At 70.0% G+C, this 22,591-nt stretch carries 17 protein-coding genes and 1 pseudogene; 10 read left to right on the top strand and 8 right to left on the bottom strand.

Annotation, left to right across the window (positions count from 1 at the left end; genetic code table 11):
* Positions 1-85: 85 nt before the first annotated feature.
* Together ACWGIS_RS13920 and ACWGIS_RS13915 are read right to left on the bottom strand one after the other, a co-directional pair.
* A complete protein-coding gene (locus ACWGIS_RS13920; RefSeq protein ID WP_453362626.1) occupies positions 86-949 on the bottom strand; it encodes an alpha/beta fold hydrolase in 864 nt (287 codons plus the stop codon).
* A 669-nt stretch (positions 950-1,618) separates the two neighbouring features.
* Positions 1,619-2,212 (bottom strand): peptidase inhibitor family I36 protein, encoded by a 594-nt coding sequence (locus ACWGIS_RS13915; RefSeq protein ID WP_453362625.1) that lies wholly within the window; start codon positions 2,210-2,212, stop codon positions 1,619-1,621.
* 581 nt (positions 2,213-2,793) lie between these two features.
* Here ACWGIS_RS13915 and ACWGIS_RS13910 point away from each other — a divergent pair.
* Together ACWGIS_RS13910 and ACWGIS_RS13905 are read left to right on the top strand one after the other, a co-directional pair.
* Positions 2,794-4,908, top strand: coding sequence for an FUSC family protein (locus tag ACWGIS_RS13910; RefSeq protein ID WP_453362624.1), 2,115 nt, complete (start codon positions 2,794-2,796; stop codon positions 4,906-4,908).
* 79 nt (positions 4,909-4,987) lie between these two features.
* Complete coding sequence (locus tag ACWGIS_RS13905; RefSeq protein WP_453362623.1) at positions 4,988-5,497, top strand: DinB family protein; 510 nt, start codon at positions 4,988-4,990, stop codon at positions 5,495-5,497.
* Positions 5,498-5,590: 93 nt separating this feature from the next.
* On the opposite strand, the gene ACWGIS_RS13900 is transcribed toward ACWGIS_RS13905, so the two are convergent.
* The gene (locus ACWGIS_RS13900; RefSeq protein ID WP_453362622.1) at positions 5,591-7,954 is read right to left on the bottom strand and encodes a glycoside hydrolase family 65 protein; all 2,364 of its coding nucleotides are present in this window, start codon (positions 7,952-7,954) and stop codon (positions 5,591-5,593) included.
* Between the two features lie 476 nt (positions 7,955-8,430).
* Between ACWGIS_RS13900 and ACWGIS_RS13895 the strand changes: the two genes are divergently transcribed.
* Positions 8,431-10,050: an FAD-dependent oxidoreductase gene (locus ACWGIS_RS13895; RefSeq protein ID WP_453362621.1), complete on the top strand. Its 1,620-nt coding sequence runs from the start codon at positions 8,431-8,433 to the stop codon at positions 10,048-10,050.
* A 328-nt stretch (positions 10,051-10,378) separates the two neighbouring features.
* Complete coding sequence (locus ACWGIS_RS13890) at positions 10,379-11,869, top strand: SLAC1 family transporter (RefSeq protein WP_453362620.1); 1,491 nt, start codon at positions 10,379-10,381, stop codon at positions 11,867-11,869.
* Between the two features lie 65 nt (positions 11,870-11,934).
* Here the strand turns inward: ACWGIS_RS13890 and ACWGIS_RS13885 are convergent, their stop codons facing one another.
* Positions 11,935-12,441 (bottom strand): DUF6884 domain-containing protein, encoded by a 507-nt coding sequence (locus ACWGIS_RS13885; protein ID WP_453362619.1) that lies wholly within the window; start codon positions 12,439-12,441, stop codon positions 11,935-11,937.
* Positions 12,442-12,893: 452 nt separating this feature from the next.
* On the opposite strand from ACWGIS_RS13885, the pseudogene ACWGIS_RS13880 reads away from it, so the two are divergent.
* Both ACWGIS_RS13880 and ACWGIS_RS13875 read left to right on the top strand, forming a co-directional pair.
* Positions 12,894-13,613, top strand: a pseudogene (locus ACWGIS_RS13880) (SDR family oxidoreductase).
* Positions 13,614-14,013: 400 nt separating this feature from the next.
* Positions 14,014-14,835 carry a class I SAM-dependent methyltransferase gene (locus ACWGIS_RS13875; protein ID WP_453362618.1) on the top strand — a complete coding sequence of 274 codons (822 nt, stop codon included), beginning with the start codon at positions 14,014-14,016 and terminating at the stop codon, positions 14,833-14,835.
* 167 nt (positions 14,836-15,002) lie between these two features.
* Here the strand turns inward: ACWGIS_RS13875 and ACWGIS_RS13870 are convergent, their stop codons facing one another.
* Positions 15,003-15,686, bottom strand: coding sequence for a TetR/AcrR family transcriptional regulator (locus tag ACWGIS_RS13870; protein ID WP_453362617.1), 684 nt, complete (start codon positions 15,684-15,686; stop codon positions 15,003-15,005).
* A 250-nt stretch (positions 15,687-15,936) separates the two neighbouring features.
* On the opposite strand from ACWGIS_RS13870, the gene ACWGIS_RS13865 reads away from it, so the two are divergent.
* Positions 15,937-16,494: a hypothetical protein gene (locus ACWGIS_RS13865; RefSeq protein ID WP_453362616.1), complete on the top strand. Its 558-nt coding sequence runs from the start codon at positions 15,937-15,939 to the stop codon at positions 16,492-16,494.
* A gap of 178 nt (positions 16,495-16,672) precedes the next feature.
* Here ACWGIS_RS13865 and ACWGIS_RS13860 read toward each other — a convergent pair whose 3' ends face one another.
* Both ACWGIS_RS13860 and pgm read right to left on the bottom strand, forming a co-directional pair.
* A complete protein-coding gene (locus ACWGIS_RS13860; protein ID WP_453362615.1) occupies positions 16,673-17,320 on the bottom strand; it encodes a dihydrofolate reductase family protein in 648 nt (215 codons plus the stop codon).
* Between the two features lie 462 nt (positions 17,321-17,782).
* Positions 17,783-19,423: a phosphoglucomutase (alpha-D-glucose-1,6-bisphosphate-dependent) gene (gene pgm, locus ACWGIS_RS13855; protein WP_453362614.1), complete on the bottom strand. Its 1,641-nt coding sequence runs from the start codon at positions 19,421-19,423 to the stop codon at positions 17,783-17,785.
* Between the two features lie 439 nt (positions 19,424-19,862).
* On the opposite strand from pgm, the gene ACWGIS_RS13850 reads away from it, so the two are divergent.
* The 3 genes from ACWGIS_RS13850 to ACWGIS_RS13840 are packed head-to-tail and all read left to right on the top strand — an operon-like array spanning position 19,863 to position 21,477.
* Positions 19,863-20,462: a molybdopterin-dependent oxidoreductase gene (locus ACWGIS_RS13850; protein ID WP_453362613.1), complete on the top strand. Its 600-nt coding sequence runs from the start codon at positions 19,863-19,865 to the stop codon at positions 20,460-20,462.
* The gene (locus ACWGIS_RS13845) at positions 20,459-21,178 is read left to right on the top strand and encodes a ferredoxin reductase (RefSeq protein WP_453362681.1); all 720 of its coding nucleotides are present in this window, start codon (positions 20,459-20,461) and stop codon (positions 21,176-21,178) included. Before ACWGIS_RS13850 ends, ACWGIS_RS13845 begins: the two co-directional genes overlap by 4 nt.
* Positions 21,179-21,204: 26 nt before the next feature.
* On the top strand, positions 21,205-21,477 hold the full coding sequence (locus tag ACWGIS_RS13840; protein ID WP_453362612.1) for a DUF6510 family protein: 273 nt from the start codon (positions 21,205-21,207) through the stop codon (positions 21,475-21,477).
* Between the two features lie 14 nt (positions 21,478-21,491).
* Here the strand turns inward: ACWGIS_RS13840 and ACWGIS_RS13835 are convergent, their stop codons facing one another.
* Positions 21,492-21,944 (bottom strand): DUF5707 domain-containing protein, encoded by a 453-nt coding sequence (locus tag ACWGIS_RS13835; protein WP_453362611.1) that lies wholly within the window; start codon positions 21,942-21,944, stop codon positions 21,492-21,494.
* Between the last annotated feature and the right edge of the window lie 647 nt (positions 21,945-22,591).

Raw genomic sequence — 22,591 nt, 5'->3', positions numbered from 1 at the left:
GCCCTAGCAGGCGGTGTGACTACTCCCAGTGCACCGAGTACCCGCCTCCACCCGCTGCCCCTGCATCGCCGCGTCGAGGACAGACCTATACGGCACCCTCCTTACCTCGTCCGAGTTCCAGCATCGCCTCTGCGACCTCGCCCACCGCCGCGTCGGGGATCGCCGTGGCGGCCTCTTCGAGTACGAGCAGTCGTGCTCCCGCGATGTCTCGCGCAAGCGCCTCGCCGTTGCCCGCGGGGAAGAACCGGTTCCGGCGGCCGTGGACGACGAGCGTGGGGACGTCGATGTCGGCCAGGCGCTCGCGCCAGCGGGGCGTGCAGTCGAGCCTGGCGAAGACCAGGCCCAGTTGGTTGGCCATCTGGACCGAGGGCGCGGTTCCGGGCGTGCGGTCCCAGATGCGCGCGGCGGTTGCGCGCCCCGCCACGGGGTCGTCGCCGAGGATGTCCGCGCCCGCGGCGGCGTGGTCCGCGACCGCCTCGCGGTCCGTCCAGTCGGGCAGCGGACGCGCGAACAGCCGGCTCATCGTGGCCTGGTCGTGGTCGGGGAGGTCGTCGTCGGGCGGGCCGGGGGCGACGGCGCGGGTGTTCACCAGCGTGAGCGCCGAGAACGCGTCCGGATGGTCGAGCACAGCCACTTGGGCGACCATTCCGCCGACGCCGATCCCCGCGAGGTGTGCGGGTCCCCCGCCGAGCGCGTCCACAAGGTCCGCCGCGTCGGCGGCGAGGCTGCGCAGGGTGTAGGCGGGAGCCTCCGGATCCTCCGTCGTCGATTCCCCGCTGTCGCGCAGGTCGTAGCGCACCACACGGCGCCCGCCGGCGGCCAGGCGCTCACAGAGCGCGTCGGACCAGGAGAGCATCGTCGTCGCTCCCGCGAGCAGGACGAGCGGAGCGGCGTCGTCGCCGAACGACTCGATGCCCAAGGTGATCCCGTTGGCCTTGACGGTGGTCATCGGATCACCGCCGGACGTCGCAGGCCGGGTGCGTCGTAGTCGATGCAGATATCGGAGTCCTCCGCACCGTCGTGCCCCCTGCTTGGCCGGAGCGCGGCGGTAGCCCGGCGCGCGTCACCAGGTGGGCGGGGTGCGGCATCAGCGCGTCGCACCCGCCGGGCGCCGCGCACCGTGCCATCAGGGGCCGGGGGCGAGCCGTTGTCCGAGCTGGGATCGAGTCCGCACGGCGCCTCACCCCACGTACCGGGCCCGCCGGGGAAGCAGCCGAGGGAGGCCCGGCTGTCAGCGATAGTTCGAGTCATGCAGGGCAGACCTGATCCGGCGCCCGAACTCATCGCTCAGTCGTGAACAGCGCGACGCGGGCGGGCTCCAGACGCGACGCGCCAGGCGACAGCACGCACCACGTACTCAGGTGTGGGAGAGGTGCCGAAAACAAGGCACGGTGAAACGACAAAGCCCATCGCGATAAGGTCCGGTCGTCGAACCTCGTTTGTCGTTGAGTCGCCGACCGGCCATTTACGCGCATCCGAATGGGGCCGCACCGGTAAGAGGATGCGGCCCCGGTCGAAAAGGGCGGGATTCACGCCGCGAGTACGGCCGATTCAGGCAGCGGGACCAGCCGGATTCGCTCGGCATCTCGGCGTCCAGGTGAAAGGACCGGAGCGCCGATCAGCACACCCAGAGTCCGTCGGCCTTGTCGTTGTTGGCGCTGCCGACGTTGGAGCTGGCCGACGGGGCGGTGGAGACCCACAGCTGGGCCCAGGACGAGCCCGTCCAGTTGTACACGTGGGTCTGGGTGCCGCGGCTCTGGTTGTTGTGCCAGGACGTGGTCTGGTCGTTGAAGCCCCAGTTGGCGAGGTTCTCGAAGTTGCAGTCCGACCAGGTCAGGCGACGGCCGTCGAAGTTGGAGTGCTCGTACAGGCAGGTCCAGAGGTAGCTGCAGTTGGCCGTGCCGAGCGCGCCCAGGGGCTCATTGACGGCCCTGGCCTGCTTCTCGCCCGGCAGCGGGAAGGTCATGACGGCCTTGCCGCCACGCCACGCGACCTGGTTGACGCCGATCTGCTTGCCGCCGGGCGTCTTGGCCATCTGCTTGTCGATCTGCCGCTGGAGGCCGGCCACTTCGCTCTTGTTGAGGCCCGCCTTCTGGGCCTGGGCCGCGATGGTGCTGTCGAGTTGAGTCGAGGCGGAGGTCGGTGCTGCCAGACCGAGCGTGGCCACGGCGCCGGCGGCCAGGGCGACGCCTATCTTGATTCTCGTGCGCATGGGGATCATTTCCCTTCAGTCACGATGCTCTTGAAATTCCCGAGCGCTCGAAACGCTAGTCATCACAATGATCGCTAGGCAGGAAGTTTCCGGCTATTCATTGACCGAAACATGCCACAACCCGGTTCAAGTGAACGGACCGGCTCTTTCCGTTCGCGGATATCCTTACGGCTTCCCTCTGGCTGCCCGACGTTCACCTATTCAGTCGATCAAGGTCTGACCAGCCCCTGTCGGGAATTCACCCTGGACGATTACCGTGCCGCCGTATCCGAATTAACTCATCCGCTTGTGACGTGCCAAGGATTTCAGCCAGTGGCGACTTCGGAGCAGTCACCCGCCGCACGGAAGTCGCAGGGGTACGAGCCCGATGTGGCCGGCGGTGCGACAGCTCGCTGCCGCCCTGGCGCGCGCAGCGGATAGGCCGCTCGGGCGCGCGCAGCGGATGGGCCGCTCGGGCGGTCCCGCCGCAGGACGCCGGTGCGGTTGCCGTTCGAGGAGGCTCGTCCCGACATGATGTGACACTCCATGACCCCTGCATGAAGAAGTAACCACCCGCTTGCTCGGCCCGGGGAAGGACGCGTATGCCGAAGCTGCCGTCCGTGGCCGCGTCCATCGGAGCGAGCCGGCGCGCAGTCCGCGTCACGGTGGCCGCGGCCACGGGGTTCTATCCCGCGGCCCACCTGCTGAGCCAACCCGTCATCGCCGTGTACGCCCTGTTCACGCCCATCGCGTTCGGGCTGCTCTCCCCGCTGCCCGGATCCGCGCGCCGACGGGCCGGAACCGTGCTGCGGGCGGTTCCGGCCGCCGTCGCACTGGTCGTGCTCGGCACTGTGCTCGCGATGACGACCTGGTCTGCCGTCGTCGGCATGTTCGTGGTCGCCTTCGTGCTCACCTTCGGAGCGACCTGCGCGCCCCGGCTCGCAGGCATCGCTCCGGGACTTCAGCTCTTCTACATCCTCGCCTGCTTCCCGCCTTACGAGCCGGACACCCTGCCCGAGCGGCTCCTCGGGCTCGCCGTCGGCACGATCCTGACGATCCTGTGCGAACTGTTCCTCTTCGCGGAGCCGTCGCAGCCGTCGTACCGGGAACGGATCGCCGACGCCCTCGACCTCGGCCACTACGCGGCGGGCCGTCTCGTACGGGGAGAGGCGACGGATCCGCACCTGGCGGCGCGGCTGCGCACGGCCGGCCGTGACCTGCGACTGTCGCGCCAGCCGCCGGCGAGCAGGCCCACCGGCGCGGGGCGGACGGATCGCGCGCTGGCGCAGGCGGGATCGGCGACCCGCCGTCTGCTGGACCAACTGGCCACGCTGACACGGCTCGCCCCCGTACCCGCGGACCTGGCCTCGGAGACGCTGCTGCGGGGAATCGCAGGGACCTGCGCCGACACGGCAGGCATCCTGCGCGGCGGGCGTGCCGTCGCCGGGCCCGGGCTGATCGAGGAGATGACCGCCCGGTTCCTGACCGAGCGCGGCACGAGCCGGGACGGCCACGGAGACTCCCTGCACGGGCTGTTGCGCCGCCAGTCGACCGTGCTGACCGTCGCGGTGTCGGCCGTGACCGCGCGCACGGCTGCCGCTCTGGCGACCGGTATCCGCCGGCCGACGCCCGGACTGCCCCACGAGCAGTTCTGGTATGCCGAGGCCTCGCCGGTCTCTCTGTGGTGGGTTCGCGTCCGGGGCAACCTCACCCCGCGCTCCGTCGTCTTCCAGAACACCGTCCGTACGGCGATCGGACTCGCGCTCGCCCGTCTGGTCGCCGGATCGCTGGACCTCTCGCACGGCTTCTGGGTGCTGCTGAGCGTCCTGACCCTGGCACGCACCACCGCGGGCGCCACGTGGTCCACCGTCCGCTCGGCCGCCGCCGGCACACTGATCGGCGCGACGGCCGCGGGCGTCCTCCTCCTCGCGGCGGGGGACGCCACCACGGTGTACGAGTACCTCCTGGTGCCGATGATGCTGGTGGCCTTCAGCGTGGGCCCCGTCGGCGGACCGGCATGGGCGCAGGGGCTGTTCACCCTCGTCGTGTCCACGGCGTTCGCCCAGATCGCCCCCGTGACCTGGCGGCTGGCGGAGGTCCGGCTCATCGACGTGCTGACCGGCAGCGCGGTCGGACTGGTCTGCGGTCTGCTGGCCTGGCCCTCCGGTGCGCGCGCCGAGATGCGGCGCAGCGTCGCCGAACTCTTCCGGACCGCCGCACCCGTCGTCCGCGCCACCACCGAGGCGGCGACCGGCCCCGCGGCCCGCGAGGCGGCGTCCGCCGTGTCGCTCTGGCCGACCCTGCACCGGCTGCGCATCGCTGAAGCCGCCTATGCGCAGTACCGCACCGAGCCTTCGTCCCACACGAGTGAGGACGGTCCCGACTGGCTCGCCGCCCTCAACTACGGCTCCCGCGTGCTGGTCGGTGCCTACTGGCTGCCACCGGCGGACGGGGCGCCCGGCCTGCCTTCCCCACTTCTGAGCTGGGCGCAGCGAGCCGCCACGGAACTCGTCTCGGCGACTCGCGAGGCGGCGGACCTGCCGACGGGAGGCGTCCACGTCCGACTCGCGCCCCTTCCCGCAGGCCTCTTGCCGCAGGCGTCACCACCAGCGCTCTCGCTGCTGATCGACGTGGAGGTGTGGCTGCACGCCCTCGCCGCGGACCTCGCCGCCGCCTCTGGTGCCGACAGCGCCGCGTCCACCCCCATCACCCAATGACAGGCGCCGACGTGTGGCCGGCGCGTCATGTGCTCGGCTGCCGCGTCGCGAGGGACACGAGCGGACTATCGTTGCCGTCATGGTCTCTCACCCTTCGGTACAACCCACCGTTCTCCAGGCTCCGTTGCGTGAGCAGTTCGAAGCGTTTCTCGATGAGCACCGCTCCGCCCTGCACGACTGCCTGAACGGGCTGACCGAGGAGCAGGCGCGCAGGTCGCTGGTCACGTCCAAGACCACTCTCCTGGGTCTGGTCAGGCACGCCACGTTCGTGGAGAAGGTCTGGTTCGACGAGGCGATCACCTGTCGGTCCCGCAGCGACATCGGCATCCCCGGCTCTCCCGACGAGTCCTTCGATCTCCACGAGGACGACACGATCGCCTCGGTGCAGCGCGCGTACCAGGAGGCTTGCGCGGCGTCCCGGCGGGCCACGGCGGTGCTGACTCTGGACGACCTCCTGCTCGGGAACCGTCGCGGCCCTCTGCCGCTGCGTTGGGTCTACCTGCACACGCTGCGGGAACTGGCCCAGCACTGCGGTCACGCCGACATCCTCCGCGAACAGATCCTCGACGGCCCCGCGCCCCGCGGCTGACCCCCGACCCTGAGCGCGCCCGGTTCGGCCGGCCGCTTCCCGGCCAACATGTCTCATATCAGAGTCTGTTGAGGACACGGAGTGGCTCGGGGCTCACTGCTCGGCCGAGGGTGCGGTGCGCCCCGGCCGGCGGCCGGGAGGTTGCCGGGGAGCAGCGGTCAGCCGAGGGCCGTCCGGGACCGGACGCGTGGTCGGCGAGGCGGTGGTGAGTGTGAGTGCTTCACCGTAGTGACGAATCGTCATGGGCGTGCCGTCCAGCAGCTCGTACGTGATCGACCCGGACTGGATCTCCACGCGCAGGCAGCGCTTCCGGAACGTCACGTGGAACGCGAGGCGCCTGAGTCTCTCGGGCAGGCCGGGCGTGAACGACAGTGTCTCTCCTTCGTGACGCATGCCGCCGAAACCACAGACCAGCGCCATCCAGGTGCCGGCGAGTGAGGCGATGTGCAGCCCGTCGCGGGTGTTGTTCTCCAGGTCGCTCAGGTCCATCAACGCCGCCTCGACGGTGTAGTCGTAGGCGAGTTCCTTGTGCCCGACCTCGGCCGCGATGACAGCCTGGCAGCAGGCGGACAGTGAGGAGTCCCGGACCGTGAGGGGCTCGTAGTAGGCGAAATTGCGGGCCTTGTGGCCGGCGTCGAAGGCCTCGCCGCACGTGTACATGGCCAGGATCAGGTCCGCTTGTTTCACCACTTGCTTTCGGTAGATGTCGAAGTACGGGAAGTGCAGCATGAGCGGGTACTGGTCCACGCGTGTGGCGCCGAAGTCCCAGGGTTGGTGGCTGGTGAACCCGGAGTGCTGCTCGTGCACTTGGAATTCGCCGTTGTACGGAACGTGCATCGCCGCCGCCGCGTCGCGCCACTCCGCCAGTTCCTCGTTGTCCACCCCGTACGCGGCCGCTCGCTCCGGATGCCGTACGGCGGCTTCGGCAGCCGACGTGAGGTTCCTGGCCGCCATGAGGTTCGTGTAGGTGTTGTCGTCCGCGACCGCACTGTATTCGTCCGGTCCCGTCACCCCGTCGATGTGGAACGCTCCGCGGCTGTCGTGGTGTCCCAGTGACATCCACATCCGGGCCGTTTCCACGAGCAGTTCGAGTCCGCTGTCCTGCTCGAACTCTGCGTCTCCCGTCGCGCAGACATAACGGGTGACGCTGTCGGCGATGTCCGCGTTGACGTGGAAGGCGGCTGTGCCGGCCGGCCAGTAGGCGCCGCACTCCGAACCGTCGATGGTGCGCCAGGGGAAGGCGGCGCCGCGCAGGCCGAGTTGCCGCGCCCGGTCGCGCGCCTGGGGAAGTGTGCTCTGCCGCCAGCGCAGCGCTTCCGCCACGGGCTCGGGGACGGCGTAGGTGAGCAGGGGCAGGACGAACATCTCCGTGTCCCAGAAGGAGTGGCCGTCGTAGCCCGTACCGGTCAGGCCCTTGCTGGGTATGGCCCGCTGTTCGGCCCGGGCGCCGGCCTGGAGCACGTGGAACAGCGCGAACCGTACCGCCTGTTGCAGCTCTTCGTCGCCGTCCATCTCGACGTCCGACCGGGCCCAGAAGGCGTCAAGATACCGGTGCTGTTCGTCCGCCAGGCCCTGCTGCCCGGTGGTGCACGCCGCCGACAGGGCCGCTTCCACCTGATCGCGCATGGCGGAACGCGAGCGCACGCTGGACCACCCGTAGGCGACGGTCTTCTCGATCCGCAGCCGCTGTCCGGGGGCCAGTTCCGAGGTAACGGTCAGGCGGGCCATGTCCGCGGAGCTCTCACTGCCGGCCCGGGTCGCGGAGGGCCCCTCGACGCTGTGGTCGGCCACCGCGGCCACCCGTAGCCCGCTCCTACGGGTGCGGTGGATCAGGGCCAGCCGGTTGCCCACCGCTCCGTTCTCCTCCGGAGCCAGGGGTGCCTGGAGGGCTGCGGCCCGACGCGGATCGTCGCCGGCCGAGGGCAGCTGCTCGTTGGCGATGAGTTCCGACTGCACGACGATGCGTACGGGGGCGTGCACGGCCTCCACCTCGTAGGTGACGGCGCCGATGGAACGCTGGGTGAAGGAGATCATCCGGGTCGAGCGGACTCGGACCGTGCAGCCCGACGGAGACGTCCACTCGCAGCTGCGGGTCAGCACGCCCGCCCGCAGGTCGAGGATCCGTTCATGGCTGTGCAGCCGGCCGTAGCGCAGGTCGAACGGCTCGTCGTCGACCAGGAGCCGCAGGATCTTCCCGTTGGTGACGTTGATCGCCGTCTGACCCGATTCCGGGTTGCCGTACCCGCTTTCCGCATAGGGCAGCGGATGCAGTTCGTGAACCCCGTTGAGATAGGAGCCGGGCAGTCCGTGCGGCTCACCCTCGTCCAGATTGCCGCGCCAGCCGACATGACCGTTGGACAGCGCGAAAAGCGACTCGCTCTGCGGAAGCAGATCCAGGGCCAGAGATGTTTCTTTCAGAGACCATGGATCGACCGCGTAACAGTCGGCCGTGATCATGACGAAGCGCCGTTCCCGGCATCTCGGTGCCGCACACAAGCATGGGGCCGGAACGATCGGCGCTCACCTGCCATCCCCATGCCTGGCCGCCCGTAATCGCCGGTGCGCGCGCCGAAAGGTGAATGAGCAGCCATCTCATCCCTCCCGGGCTTGGCGTATTCCACCGACACTACGCCGCCCTACCTGCGTCAGCGACCCGCTCCGGGGCGCGTGGCAACGGCCCGACCGTGCGAGCGGTGAGGAGCCGCCGCGCGGGCGGTCGCACCGGCGGCCCCTTAGACTGGAGCGGGCCACAATGAGGCGATGACCGGTTGCGGAATCGACGGCGGCGCCGCCAGGAATAATGACGCGCACATTGTGCGTCCGTGAGTTCGCGCGGCGCCCGCAGGCCGGCCCTATTCAGGTCGTGTACTCCGCCGCGAGCATTTCGTAGCCATTGACAGCCTCGGCCTTTTCCCATCGAGAAGGAGATCGCTGTGGATGTCGACTCTGATGTCGCTCTGTCCTCCCTGGGGAGTCATCTCACGTACACCCCCAATCCGAGCCGCGCCGAGACCCGGGAGCAGCTCTCCAGGGCGACGTACGACCTCCTCGTGATCGGCGGCGGCATCCTGGGCATCTCCACCGCCTGGCACGCCGCGCAGTCCGGGCTGCGGGTGGCTCTGGTCGACGCCGGCGACTTCGCCGGCGCCACGTCCTCCGCCTCCTCCAAGCTCCTCCACGGCGGTCTGCGCTACCTGCAGACCGGCGCGGTGAAGCTGGTGGCGGAGAACCACTTCGAGCGCCGTGCGGTCTCCCGCGAGGTCGCTCCCCACCTGGCGAACCCGCTGACCTTCTACCTCCCCGTGTACAAGGGCGGCCCGCACGGCGCCGCGAAGCTCGGCGCGGGCGTGTTCGCGTACTCGGCGCTGTCCGCCTTCGGCGACGGCGTCGGGCACCTGCTCTCCCCCGCCAAGGCCCAGGCCGAGGTGCCCGAGTTGCGCACCGAGAACCTGAAGGCCGTCGCCGTGTACGGCGACGACCAGATGAACGACGCCCGGATGGCCGTGATGACGGTCCGCGCCGCCATGGAGTCCGGCGCCGCCGTACTCAACCACGCCGAGGTCACCGGCCTGCGCTTCACCCAGGGACGCGTCACCGGAGCCGAGCTGAGGGATCAGCTGTCCGGCCACGAGTTCGGTGTGACGGCGCGCCTCGTGCTGAACGCCACCGGTCCCTGGGTGGACCTCCTGCGCGGCATGGAGGACCCGAACGCGGCGCCGTCCATCCGTCTGTCCAAGGGCGCTCACCTCGTCGTGAAGCGGGCGGCTCCGTGGCGGGCCGCGCTGGCCACCCCGATCGACAAGTACCGGATCACCTTCGCCCTCCCCTGGGAGGACATGCTGCTGCTCGGCACGACCGACGAGGAGTACGACGCCGATCCCGCCGACGTCGCCGTCACCGAGAAGGACATCGCCCAGATCCTGGACGAGGCGGCCGTCTCCGTACGCGACGAACAGCTGTCCCGTGATCTGATCACGTACTCCTTCGCGGGCCTGCGGGTGCTCCCGGGCGGTCCCGGCGACACCTCCAAGGCCAAGCGGGAGACGGTCGTCACCGAGGGCCGCAGCGGAATGCTCTCCGTTGCGGGCGGCAAGTGGACCACCTTCCGCCACATCGGCCGCACGGTCGTGAGGAAACTGGAGTCGCTGCCCGGTCACCCCCTGGGCGAGAACGTCGAACCGATCTCCGAGCTGCCGAAGAAGCCTCCGCTGCCCGGCATCGCCAATCCACGCGCCGTGGCCCACCGTCTGCTGACCGACACCCAGACACTGGGACACGGCATGACGGCGGACACGGCCACGCACCTGGCCACGCACTACGGTTCACTGGCTTACGACGTGGTCCGCCTCACGAACGACAAGCCCGAACTGGCGCAGCGCATCCACCCCGACGCCCCGGAGATCTGGGCCCAGGCCGTCTACGCCCGGGACTACGAATGGGCCGGAACGGTGGACGACGTGCTGCGCCGACGCACGACGCTGGCCATTCGCGGGCTGGCGACGGACGAGATCCGCAGCAAGGTGGACTCCCTCTTGCGAGCGCGCGGCGCTTGACGTCACGCCCCTGGCCCAAGGCAAGGGGTCCCATGTCCTGAGGTGAGGCCGATGTGGCCGTCCGGACTCTCCCCTCGGACCTGGCCGCGTCCTAACCTCTGCAGCGTGTGGTGGTCCCCCCGAAGCCGAACATCCTCGCCTTCGGCATCGCCGACCCTGACCGGTCAGCCCCGCCGGAAGACGGCAGCACCGGCCGGATGGTGCAGGCAGTTACAGGCCCTCGCGCGACGCTCGGCTCGCCGGTCGCCGGTCGCCGGCCATCGCGTGAGAGCGGCGAAACGCGCACCCCACACATGAGACCTACCGGAAAGCGGCCGAAAGGCGCACCATGCCTCAGCAGATCACCTGGCGCGGATTCGACGAGACGACCCGTCCAGGGGACGGTGCGCGGGTACTCGTCGACCGAGTCTGGCCCGACGGCGCGCTCTCACACGGCGCGCCTCTCGACACGTGGCTGCGGAACATCGCACCGTCCGCCGGCCTGCAACGCTGGTACGGGCAACATCCCCTGCAGTTCGGTGAGTTCCGCCGGCGCTACCTCACCGAGCTGGACGATCAGGAACACCGGCAGGCAGCCGCCCGACTCCGCGACATGGCCGAACACAGCAGCCTCACACTGCTCAGCGCCAGCCAGGACCTGGACCACAGTCACGCCGCGGTTCTCGCCGCCTGGCTGACCGCCGACAGGCACGATGACGCATCACCTCCCGACGCCCGGCAGCCATCAGAGCCCGGGCACGCGGACCCCGGTCCCCCTCCCACCGGCCCCCGCGCAGCGCTCTCCGCCGCGGTGGCGAACCTCAACGCGGGCGCGCTCGCGTTCGTCATGGGCACCGGCATCGTCTCCACCGCCCTCCACACCACCGGCGCCGACGCCGCGTCCGCCCTCCTGCTCTGGGTGGCCCTGGCCGGATTCGCCGTACTGGTGCCCGCCTACGGCTGGCGTCTGGTACGTCAACGTCGGCGCTTCGTGGCCGATCTCGTCGGACCCCGCTCCTTCGCCTTCCTCACCCTCGCCATCTCGGCCAACGTACTTGCCGCCCGCCTCGTACCCACGGGCCACACCACGATCGCCGCGGTGTTCCTGGCGTTCGGCACGTTGATGTGGGTGGTGCTCGACTACGGCATCCCCTTGGCACTCATCACCTCCGTCAAACGGGGCCCCTCGCTCGACCAGGTCAACGGCACCTGGTTCCTGTGGGCGGTGGGCTCGTTCTCGGTGGCCGTCGCCTCGGCATCCCTGGCCGCCGCGGTCTCCAGCAAGGAGCTGGCCGTACTGGCGGCGTTCTGCTGGGGCCTGGGTCTGATGCAGTACCTCCTCACCGCCGCGGTCGTGCTGACCAGGCTGCTGGCGCGGCCCGTCCAGCCGGAAGGTCTGATGACGTCGGTCTGGATCTTCATGGGAGCAGCGGCGATCGCCGTCTTCACGGGAGTACGACTCACCGCGCTTCCCCAGGACAGTGTGCTGCTCGCACGTCCACTGATCGTCGGGTCCTGCGTCGTGCTGTGGTCGTTCTCGAGCTGGCTGATCCCACTCCTGCTGGCCTTGGGCGTGTGGCGGCATGCGCTGCGCCGGATTCCGCTGCGCTACGAGCTCGGCTGGTGGAACATCGTCTTTCCCGTCGGCATGTACGCGGTCGCCACCCACGAGCTGGGGCGCGCGACGGGTACCGCGTGGATGACGACGATGGGCCGCTGGGAGGTCTGGACGGCCGCAGTGGTGTGGGCCGTCGTGTTCGCCGCGATGGCGGCCGTCAGACTCGATGCCGCGTGGACGAGCGCGCACGCACCGGCCTCCGGCGCGAGGCACGCTCCCTGACCGGGGATTCCCGACGAGGCGGACCTCAGCGCGGCGGGGCGCAGCGGCGGTACACCTGCGTCAGCTCAACGTGACCCGCTGATGCGGCTGACGCGCTGATGCGGCTGAGCAAGAAGCCTGTCATGGGTGGCGAGAGCCCGTTCACGCAACGCCGCGAGCCGGGCCATCTGCTCACCCATGCCGCGCGTACCGGCCAGTGGCATCAGGGTGTGCGGCCACACGCCGCGTACCAGACTGACGTGTCGTGCACCTCCGAGAGCCACCACCGGGTCGCGGGGCAGGAGACCCCGCGACGCCGCTTGTTCGAGGAGGATTTCGGCCGTCACGGACTCCGCCGCTCCATGACGTGTGTCGTACGGCTCGATGACGTCATCGAGGTCGAGGAGACCGTGCCGTGCGGAGAGGATGAGCAGCAGGGCCGGTCGTAGCGCTTCCGCTGCCCGGCGGCACGCACGGTGATAGGAGCCGACGTACATGTCCGCCGCCCGCGCCGCGCTGCCTAGCTTGCGGCTGCCGCACGGGATGACCACGAGTTCGGGTCCGATGCTGCTGACACAGTCACTCTCGTTCATGACGCCCGCCTGTCCGTTCCGTGGGGCCCTGGTGCTACGGCGGAGCGGGCCACGGGCGAGCGGCATCCGCCCATCCGCCCATCCGGACGTTCCGCGTCCGGCGGCCGCACCTCCCCGTCAGTGACAGCATCCCAGTCCCGAACCGCACTGCGGACGTGATGTCCCGATGTGCGGCTGTCATGGCAGTCACGGCACCATGGAGTGGGATACGCGGCGGTGGACGAGCCGCCCCGACCGGTGACCGAAGTGAGGCTTCGGCGCTGGTGAACGGCCTTGTGCTGACGCCGGTCGTACGGAATTCGGCACGGAGCAGTCCAGCCGTCACGCGTGCCGCCGCCCATGCCCTGCGAAGCGGTTCGTTGAACGAAGCCGGAAGGCGTCGGGGCCACCCACCTGATACCGGCTGAAGAAGCCGCACGGCGTGGAAGGACCACACAACGGACGGAGGAGCAGTGAACGATCTCTCGGAAAGCACCGTCGTCATCGTCGGGGGCAGCTCCGGTATCGGCCTGGAGACCGCTCGCCGGGCACGAGCGGCCGGCGCGAGCCTCATCATCACGGGCCGGGACCAGGAACGCCTCCGGCACGCATCCGACGAGCTCGGCGCCCCGGCGGCGACGCTCGACCTCGGCGACGCCGAGGGCCTGCACCGGTTCTTCGCCTAGTTGCCGGCACCCGTCGACCACGTGCTGGTGGCCGGAGGCGGGCCCATATACGCGCCGATCGCCTCGATGGACTTCGACCAGGTGGGAAGTGTGCTCGACGAGCATCTGGTGGGATCGCTGCGCGTCGCCCAGGAGTGTGCCCGGTGTGTCCTGCCCCCTGGATCGCTGACGTACATCACCGGGACCCACGCCCGCCGTCCCGGCGAGGGTCTGACCGTCGCGGCCATCGCGGCGGCCGCGCTTCCCGCCATCACGGCGAACGCCGCCCTCGAACTCGCTCCGGTCCGGGTCAACGCGATCGCGGCGGGGTTCGTCGACACCCCTCTCTCGGCCCGCCTGCTCGGTGACGAACTCGACTCCCGCCGGCAGCAACTACGCGCCACGCTACCGATCCAGCGAGTCGTGGGCCCCTCGGACGTGGCAGCACTCGCCTTGCACCTGATGACCAACACCGCGCTCACGGGGGCGACTTACGACATCGACGGCGGGCAGCAGCTCATCCGCTGAGGTCTGCTTCCGGAGCGGACTCGCAGCCGCTGATGGGCAGAGACTGCCGTTCGCATGGTCCAGCGGCTTGCACGTCTCCGGACAGCGGCCTACGCCGGCTCACGGGCAGGCCGCGGCACAGACCGCTGACCGACCGGCTGCGACACAGGCCGTACTGGCCGAGGGGCCGCGCCCAACGGTGAGCTGATCGGGATCAGGTGCGGCGCGCCTGGACCTTCGGGACGGTGGCCGCACCGAGGATCGGCTCAGTGGCGGCGCCGGAACAGGCCGCCCGGCACCGACCACCACGTGAAGAGGTCCAGTTCATGACGGCCTTCGAGACAGCAGCGTTGCGGTTCCCGCCCGAGTCGGCGTCGAGACGTGCCCACGTCGACATTCCTGGCGTCGTCACGGCGGCGTCGTGAGCGGCAGCGCGGACGCGCCGGACGGCGGCCGCTACGGCGAAGCCGTCTTCCCTCCCGACCGGGCCGGTGAGGGCGAGCGCATCGACTTCGGCGCGCTCGCCTACGACGACTTCACGATGGCCCGGCTGCGGAGCCTCGGCGTGGGACCCGGATGGCGCTGTCTGGACGTCGGGGCCGGGACCGGCACCGTCTCGCGCCGGCTGCTCGACGAGGCCGGGGTGGCGAGCGTGCTCGCCGTGGACCGCGACGTGCGTTTCCTCGATGCGCGGCCCGTGAGAGGGCTCGACGTGCTGGAGGCGGACATCAACGCCCCGCTGTCCGTCCCCGGCCCCTTCTCGCTCGTGCACGCGCGATTCGTGCTGATGCACCTGCCCTCCCACGAGCGGCTCATCGGCGAGCTGGCCCGGCTCGTCGCGCCCGGGGGTGTCCTGGTGCTCAGCGACGCGGTCGACCTGACGAGTGAGCGCACGCCCGACACGTCCTACGGCACTGCGATGCGGGCGATGTGGCAGGGACTGCGGACCACCATCGGCACCGATGTCTCCTGGGTGCCGTCGTACCCGCAACTGCTGCAAGGGGCCGGGTTGTTGTGCGTCGCAGCCGAGATGCACGTGCCGCCGCTGCTGCCGGGCAGTGCCATCAGCCGGTTCTGGGCGGACACTTGGGAGCGCAGCAGAGAGGCGATGCTGGCCACCGGTCTCCTCGATGACCCTGCCCTGGACCGGGCGATCCGCGACCTGAACTCGCCGGAGTGCGCCGCGCTGTCGGCCGGCATGCTCACCGCTTGGGGGTGGAAACCCGACGAGCAGCCGCGCTGACTGGACGGCGACGGCGCGGCGACAGTCGCTGCCTGGCAGCAGCCACCGAGGGACACGGACGTCGACCGATGCGTGCAGTGCATGGTGAGCCCGGCCCCTGGGGTCCTCCGGGAAAGATCGCCGCGGAAAGAACCTGACTGCCCTGCGACTACGTGTCTGTGCCGCTCCTACATGCCCTGAGGCGAGCACCCGATGTCAGCGACGTTCGTGGTCACCGTGGGTGTCGCCGCGGGCTCGGCTACGGCACGGTCCTCGAGTCCACGGCCGATGTGGATCCGCAGCAGCCCTTCGATGCCGCGGACCAGGGTCTCGCCGGCCTGGACGGGATCGCCGAGGTACCCGGCGCTCATCGCGCCGTCGCGGAGCATGACGTAATGCCGTCCGGCGTGCTCGGGGGGTGCCTCCGAGGCGCGTGCGAACAGTTCCGTGATGGTCTCCAGGTACCAGTCGCGGTGCCGTACGACGGCCCGGTGGACCGGGTGGTCGGGTGCGGGGAACTCCGCCGCCGCGTTGAGGAAGGCGCATCCGCGGTAGCCGGGCGAGCGGATCTGCTCGACCAGGGACGCGCCGATGCCCTGCAGGATCTCGACCGCTGACAGGTTCGCCGCCATCAGTGAGCCGACCTGCGCACGGATCACCTGGTCGACGCTTTCGATGTAGGCGACGGCCAGGTCCTCCTTGCTGGGGAAGTGACGGTAGAAGGTCGCGTTGGTGACCTGCGCCGCGGCCACCAGGCGGTCGACGCCCACCGTGTGGATGCCCTCCGCGTAGAAGAGCTGCCCCGCGGTCTTCAGGAGCCGCTCCCGGGCCGCGGACACCCTTCTGCCGGTTCCGGCTTCCGTCTGCGTCATGCCCCCACGTTAACAGGTAGAACGCTCTCTCTTGTTTTGCGGCCAGAGCTGTGTCAGGCTGCGAACAAGAAAGAGCGTTCTACCCATCTCGGCGCTCCGCCTGTCCCGGAGATGGAGTCTCCGGTCGAAACCCGGCACACGGCGGGGCCCACGCCCCCTGTCCGCGCCTCGACGGCGCAATGACGAACCGGGTCGGCCCGGCCTCCCCCCTCCCACCCAGGTACTCACCACCCACACACTGGAGATCCCCATGGCATCCGTCGCCTCCGCCGAGCGCAGCGGCACCGCGCCCGCCCTCAGCCGGCTCTACCTCGTCCGTTTCGTCTTCGCCGCCGCGTGGGCCGCGTTGCTGCTGCTGACGGGATCGGATCTCTCGACCGGTACCAAGCTGCTGCTGTTCCTGTATCCCGCCTTCGACGTCGCGGCGGCCGTCGTCGACCGCAGCTCGGCCCATGCCGCCGGACCGGTCAAGGCCCTGTACGCCAACATGGCCGTGAGCGCGCTCGCCGCCGTCGGGATCGCGGTCGCCAGTACCTCCGGGGTCGCCGACATCCTGCGTGTCTGGGGTGCCTGGGCGATCGTCTCCGGCTTGGTCCAGCTCCTCGTAGGCGTCGCCCGCAGGTCGATGGGCGGTCAGTGGCCGATGATCCTGAGCGGTGGCATCTCCGTCCTGGCCGGCGCCTCCTTCTTGCGCGGCGCCACCCAGGACGACCCGTCGCTGACCGCGCTCGCCGGTTACGCGGTGCTGGGCGGGATCTTCTTCCTGGTCTCGGCGATCCGTCTTTACCGCTCGGCCCCCAAGCGCTGACCTGCGCCGGCCGGAGCGCGGCCATCGAGCACGCCAGCCGACGGGTCCACCACTCGCTGGATGGCCGACGGTTGTGGGCGAGGACCGGGATCCGCAGCGGTCGCTCGCCCACCATCACGCCTTCATCTGCCCCAACGCTCGCGTCGGCCGTGCCGGGGTCACCAGGGCGTCGTTTCCGTCACTTGCGCCAGAACAGGTGGTGCGTGACTCCGCTCGGGCTGGGGACGACGTCCAGGTGGAACCGATCCAGCAGGTCCTCGGGCGAGTCCCACAGCCGTAGCCCGAACCCCAGCTTCACCGGTGAGACGGCCACATGCAGGGTGTCGACGAGGTCGGCGTCGAGAAACTCCCGGACCGTGCTCACACCACCGCCGAGCCGGACGTCCTTGCCCTGTGCCGCCTCCTTCGCCTGCGCGAGAACGGTGGCAGGGTCGCCGTCCACGAAATGGAACGTCGTGTCGGAGAGGGTGAACGAGGGCCGCTTGTGGTGGGTCAGGACGAACACCGGCGTGTGGAAGGGCGGCTCGTCGCCCCACCAGCCCCGCCACTCGTGGTCGCGCCACTCCCCGCGCTGGGGTCCGAACTTGTTGCGGCCCATGATCTCGGCGCCGATGTTGTGGCTGAAGTCCCTCGTGAAGTAGTCGTCGAGGCCCCGGCTCCCTCCGGGCTCGGACCGGTTGGGCCAGCTCGCCGTGGCCCCGGCCCACGCGAAGAGCTCCTGCGGATCGATGTGGTGACCGAACGGCCGCTCCAGACTCTGGTCCTCGCCGGCGGCCACGCCGTCGCTCGAGATGGTGAAGTTCTGCACGCGCAGCAGCTGATTCATGTGTCCCCTCATCGGTCGCTTCCTCGTAGGGCGGTGCGTCCTACGTGAGGATGTCGAACGGGACGAGGCTGGATCGACAACGCCGCCGAAGTTCTTGCGAATCGTGCCCGGTACGGCTGCTCACCTGCGTCGTTCGGCGGTACGCCGGCGCCCGACGACGCGGCGCGCGCGGTCGGGTGGCGCGTGGACGGCACGCGGGCCGGTCCGTCCGCACGACGCCGGCCGTGCGGACGACGACGCCCTTGTCGTCGTCGCCGCACAGACGGCCGGCCCCGCCCGCCGCGAGTCGGGCAGCCGAGGCCGGTGAGCGCCGATACGCGCCGAAGCGGTGGTGCACATCGCGCGCACCGTCCCCGCGCAAGTGCGCCAACGGGGCCATTGGCCCTCCCACGGACCCGCTCCCCGGCGGAAGCGGCTCCCGTACGCGCACATGCCGCGCTCACCTCACCCGACGTACGCCTGTCAGGTTCCCAGAGCCGCCAGCACCATGGACCGTGCCTCTTCCTGGACCAGACGCAGGTGGTCCTCTCCAAGGAAGGACTCCGCATAGATCTTGTAGGTGTCCTCGGTGCCCGAGGGCCGGGCCGCGAACCAGGCGTTGTCGGTGGCGACCTTGATCCCGCCGAGAGCGGCACCGTTGCCCGGGGCCTCGGTGAGCACGGTGGTGACCGTCTCGTCGGCGAGCGTGTCGGCGGTGACCTGGCGCGGGGACAGTTTGGCGAGGAGGGCCTTCTCGTCCCGCGAGGCCGGGGCGTCGATGCGCGCGTAGGCGGGGGCGCCGAAGCGTTCGGTGAGCTGCGCGTAGTGCTGCGAGGGCGTCTTGCCGGTGACGGCGGTGATCTCGGACGCCAGCAGCGCCAGGAGGATGCCGTCCTTGTCGGTGGTCCACACCGAGCCGTCACGGCGCAGGAAGGACGCGCCGGCCGATTCCTCACCGCCGAATCCGAGCGTCGCGTCGAAGAGGCCGTCCACGAACCATTTGAAGCCGACCGGGACCTCGACCAGCGGTCGGCCGACGTCCGCCGCCACCCTGTCGATCATGCTCGACGACACCAGGGTCTTGCCGATCCCGGCGCTCGCGGGCCACCGTTCCCGGTGCTTGAACAGGTACGCGATCGCCACGGCGAGATAGTGGTTGGGGTTCATCAGGCCGCCGTCCGGCGTGACGATGCCGTGCCGGTCGGCGTCGGCGTCGTTGCCGGTGGCGATGTCGAACCGCTCCCGCTGCTCGATGAGCGAGGCCATGGCGTACGGCGACGAGCAGTCCATGCGGATCTTGCCGTCCCAGTCCAGCGTCATAAAGCGCCAGGTGGGGTCGGTGAGCGGGTTCACCACCGTCAGGTCCAGCCGGTGCTGCTCGGCGATGCGGCCCCAGTAGGCGACCGAGGCGCCGCCCAGTGGATCGGCGCCGATCCGCACACCGGCGGTACGGATCGCGTCCAGGTCCAGCACGTTCGGCAGGTCGGCCACGTAGTCGCCGAGGAAGTCGTGGCGGCCGGTGCCGGATGCGGCCAGGGCGCGGGTGTAGGGGATGCGCCTTACGTCCTTCAGGCCGGCGGCGATGATCTCGTTGGCGCGGTCCTGGATCCAGGAGGTCGCTTGGGAGCCGGCCGGGCCACCGTTGGGCGGGTTGTACTTGAAGCCGCCGTCGGTGGGCGGGTTGTGCGAGGGGGTGACCACCACGCCGTCGGCCAGGGCGGACGTGCGGTTCCGGTTGTGGGTGAGGATCGCGTGGGAGACCGCCGGGGTCGGGGTGTAGCCGTCCGCCTGGTCGATGAGCACGCTCACGTCGTTGGCCGCGAAGACCTCCAGTGCCGTGATCCGCGCGGGCTCGGAGAGGGCGTGGGTGTCGGCGCCGAGGAAGAGGGGGCCGGTGGTGCCCTGGGCGGCGCGGTACTCGCAGATGGCCTGGCTGATGGCGGCGATGTGGTCTTCGTTGAACGCCGTGACGAGGGAGGACCCGCGGTGTCCCGAGGTGCCGAACGCCACGCGTTGCCCGGGATCGGCCGGGTCGGGGTGCAGCGCGTAGTACGCCGTGACGAGGCGGGCCACGTCGATGAGGTCCCCGGGGCCGGCGACCTGCCCTGCTCGCGCGTCCTGCATGTATCCGCTCCTCCGCATGGTCGGTCTTCGGGCTGCGACCATTCTTCCCTGACGGGCGCACTCGCACCCGCATCGCACGGCCGTTGCGCGGACGTCCGGCGGACGTCGGCCCACCGGCCCGCCCGCGGCGGTCACCTGCGCCGATGACACTCCCGGCCCGGCCGACCACCTCGTGCGTACGTCCCACGTTCCCCCCCGGACTCGGCCAGGGAGGCAGGGCCGCACGCTCGCGCCCGAATGGACAGTTCCCGCAGGTTGGGAAAACATTGATGCCAGGTTCGATCGCCTCAGCAGAATCCTGTGCTCCGGCGGAGGCCATCAGGCGTCGCCGCCACTTGTCGGCGTGCCCACGCGACGTGCCGGGGGCCGATCGCGGACGCCTCGGGCCAGGGAGTCATGGGGCGACCACTCTGCTCGATGCCATCAGACGGGCGACGACATGAACACGTTCTCTCCAGGGTTTCACGGGCGAACTCACCGCTTCGAAGGGCGCCTTCCTCCCGGCCAGTACCCGACGGAGGACTTCCCCGTCCTTTCCGCCGGACCCACCCCGCGCGTCTCGACGGACCACTGGGAGTTCTCGGTCACCGCCGAGGACGGTACGGCTGCGAGATGGACGTGGGAGCAGATGATGGCCCTGCCCCAGGAAGAGCCGACCGTCGACATCCACTGCGTCACGCGGTGGTCGAAGTTCGACACCCGTTGGCAGGGCGTGCCGCTCGACGCGCTCCTGGACGGTGTCGAGACCTCCGCAGACTTCGCCATGGTGGAGAGCTACGGCGGATACACGACCAACCTCCCGCTCGACGATCTGCGGGACGGCAAGGCCTGGCTCGTCCACACCTACGACGGCTTCCCGCTCTCACCGGAGCACGGAGGTCCGGCCCGTCTGCTGGTCCCCCACCTCTACCTGTGGAAGTCCGCGAAGTGGGTCAAGGGGATTCGCATGGCGCCGCAGGACGACCCCGGGTTCTGGGAGTCCGCCGGCTATCACAACCACGGCGACCCGTGGCGCGAAGAACGCAGCTGGACCGACTGACCGTGACGGGCACCTGGAGGCCGGCCCGGCTGGTGGCGCGGCATGCGCAGACCGCGACCGCGCGCACCCTGGTCCTGGACTCGCCGAACTGGCCCGGACACCTCCCGGGCCAGCACATCGACGTCCGCCTCACCGGCGACGACGGATACCAGGCGGTCCGCAGCTACTCCCTGGCCGGACCGCCCACGGAGGACCGGCTGGAGCTGGGTGTCCAGCCGGTGCCGGGCGGGGAGGTCTCCCCCTACCTCGCCGACGTCCTGCCCGTCGGCGCCCAGGTGGAGATCACCGGGCCGCTGGGCGGCTGGTTCGTGTGGCGGCCCGGCGACGCCGCGGCCGTGCTGCTCGTCGCGGGCGGCTCGGGGGTCGTGCCCCTCATGGCCATGGTCCGCGCCCACCAGGCCGCCGATTCCACCACACCGTTCCACCTCGTGTACTCCGTCCGCGGCCCCGACCAGGCGTGGTACCAGAAGGAACTGGCATCCAGCAGCGGCCCACTGACCGTGGACGTCCTGTACTCTCGGCAGGCACCGTCGGGCAACGGCCGACCGGCCGGCCGCATCCGAGCAGACGACCTGCCGGCTCCCGGCCGACCCGGACTGGCTCCGGAGCGCCAGTGCTTCGTCTGCGGTCCCACTCCCTTCGTGGAACACGTCAGTGACCTGCTCGTCGCCGAAGGCCACCTGCCCGGCCACATCCGCACCGAGAGATTCGGCTGATCCGACCCCCCGGACCTGGAGGCCTCATGTCTGTCCCCACCTACCGCGACGGCAACAGCCTCGCCGGACCCTTCGCCGACATCCTGGCGCTCGAACCCACCACCGCCTGGCGCCGGTGCCCCCAGTGCCGCCTGGTGTCACCGATGGCGGAACTGCACGTGTACGGCACCGAGCCCGGGCTGACCGGCCGCTGCCCCGGCTGCGACGGCATCGCCGTACGCCTCGTACGTCAGCCCGAGCACCTCTGGCTCCAACTGGGCAGCCCCCAGGCGGCCTTCCGCTTCGATCTGCCGGCCTGACCCTGCCGCTCTTCCTACTTGACCGTGAAGTCGGCCGCTTCGGTCTTCAGGGTCCGAGTGCCGTCCTTGGCGGTGGCCAGGACGGCGACGTGCCAGACGCCGCGCGGGGACGACTCGGCGTCGGACGCGGTGACCTTGGTGGTGTAGGTGCAGTGCACGGCGTCCTTCACCGCAGGCTTGCAGACGGCGGGCTCGGCGGCGGCCATGTCCTTGACCGTCAGCTTGTCCTTGGCGAAGGACGAATCCTGCGGCCAGGCCAGCACCTTTACGCTCTTCACGCCGGAGGACAGCTCGACGTCGGTGCCGAAGGTCAGCGAGCCGTCCCGGTCACCGTCGGGAGCCGTGTAGCGGGCGGTGCTGTGCGCCAGTGCGGGAGACTGCTCCCCGGCGTAGGCGAGGGCGAAGGCACCGGCACCACCGAGGACGACGACACCGGCGGCAACGCTCAGAGCAATACGTCGGGACATGGGATTCTCCGTAACTGTTTCCACTGCATCGGGGCGGCGCCTCCTGGCTGCGCCGCTGCACCGATACTCGCCTCGCCGGGGTCTGCCGGGCATCGGGGCACGTACTCACTTCGGCCTGAGTACGCCCGCGCCCTCGACAACTCGCCACTGCGATAACTCCTTTGAGGCGCCCCGTGGCGCGGGGCGCTACCCCGAGTACAACCGGAGCCCGGTCAGCATCGACGCTTCCAGATCCTCGACCTCAACTGGTCGGTATAGCCAGAGGAATTGCCACAGACGTCCATCCTCTCGATGCGTGTGACGTCGCACGCCGTGAAGGTCACTGAGAGCTGCTGAGCCGGAGCCGCACATGCGCTTCCCGCCGTTCGCAGGAGAGGTCCGGCGGCAGTGCGGCGAACTCGCCTAGATAAGGCCCGAGTTGAAGCGGCGCCCTCAGTCGCCCTTCGGGCCTCGGCTGCGGGTGAAGGTGAGGGCGGCTTCCGACCGGCGGAACGAGCCTCGCCATCGACGATCCACATCTGAGTGACGCAGGCCACACCCCCACGCCGTGATGCTTTGTGATCTCCGTGCGCTGGGTAAGCAGACCGCCCCTGTGACGGGTGGTCGTTCTGAGCATGGCTTTGCATGTTTTTCAGGGGAATTCTTTC

This window comes from Streptomyces sp. NPDC054842 (assembly GCF_053611025.1).
Note: the sequence above shows the minus strand (reverse complement) of the source record. Positions and strands in the feature narration are given on the sequence as shown.

Bases quoted from the DNA above. Each gene is read 5' to 3' on its own strand.
- ACWGIS_RS13900 (WP_453362622.1), bottom strand. From the start codon at position 7,954: ATGATCACGGCCGACTGTTACGCGGTCGATCCATGGTCTCTGAAAGAA.
- ACWGIS_RS13850 (WP_453362613.1), top strand. From the start codon at position 19,863: ATGAACACGTTCTCTCCAGGGTTTCACGGGCGAACTCACCGCTTCGAA.
- ACWGIS_RS13915 (WP_453362625.1), bottom strand. From the start codon at position 2,212: ATGCGCACGAGAATCAAGATAGGCGTCGCCCTGGCCGCCGGCGCCGTG.
- ACWGIS_RS13840 (WP_453362612.1), top strand. From the start codon at position 21,205: ATGTCTGTCCCCACCTACCGCGACGGCAACAGCCTCGCCGGACCCTTC.
- ACWGIS_RS13905 (WP_453362623.1), top strand. From the start codon at position 4,988: ATGGTCTCTCACCCTTCGGTACAACCCACCGTTCTCCAGGCTCCGTTG.
- ACWGIS_RS13890 (WP_453362620.1), top strand. From the start codon at position 10,379: ATGCCTCAGCAGATCACCTGGCGCGGATTCGACGAGACGACCCGTCCA.
- pgm (WP_453362614.1), bottom strand. From the start codon at position 19,423: ATGCAGGACGCGCGAGCAGGGCAGGTCGCCGGCCCCGGGGACCTCATC.
- ACWGIS_RS13865 (WP_453362616.1), top strand. From the start codon at position 15,937: ATGGCATCCGTCGCCTCCGCCGAGCGCAGCGGCACCGCGCCCGCCCTC.
- ACWGIS_RS13920 (WP_453362626.1), bottom strand. From the start codon at position 949: ATGACCACCGTCAAGGCCAACGGGATCACCTTGGGCATCGAGTCGTTC.
- ACWGIS_RS13885 (WP_453362619.1), bottom strand. From the start codon at position 12,441: ATGAACGAGAGTGACTGTGTCAGCAGCATCGGACCCGAACTCGTGGTC.
- ACWGIS_RS13835 (WP_453362611.1), bottom strand. From the start codon at position 21,944: ATGTCCCGACGTATTGCTCTGAGCGTTGCCGCCGGTGTCGTCGTCCTC.
- ACWGIS_RS13860 (WP_453362615.1), bottom strand. From the start codon at position 17,320: ATGAATCAGCTGCTGCGCGTGCAGAACTTCACCATCTCGAGCGACGGC.
- ACWGIS_RS13870 (WP_453362617.1), bottom strand. From the start codon at position 15,686: ATGACGCAGACGGAAGCCGGAACCGGCAGAAGGGTGTCCGCGGCCCGG.
- ACWGIS_RS13910 (WP_453362624.1), top strand. From the start codon at position 2,794: ATGCCGAAGCTGCCGTCCGTGGCCGCGTCCATCGGAGCGAGCCGGCGC.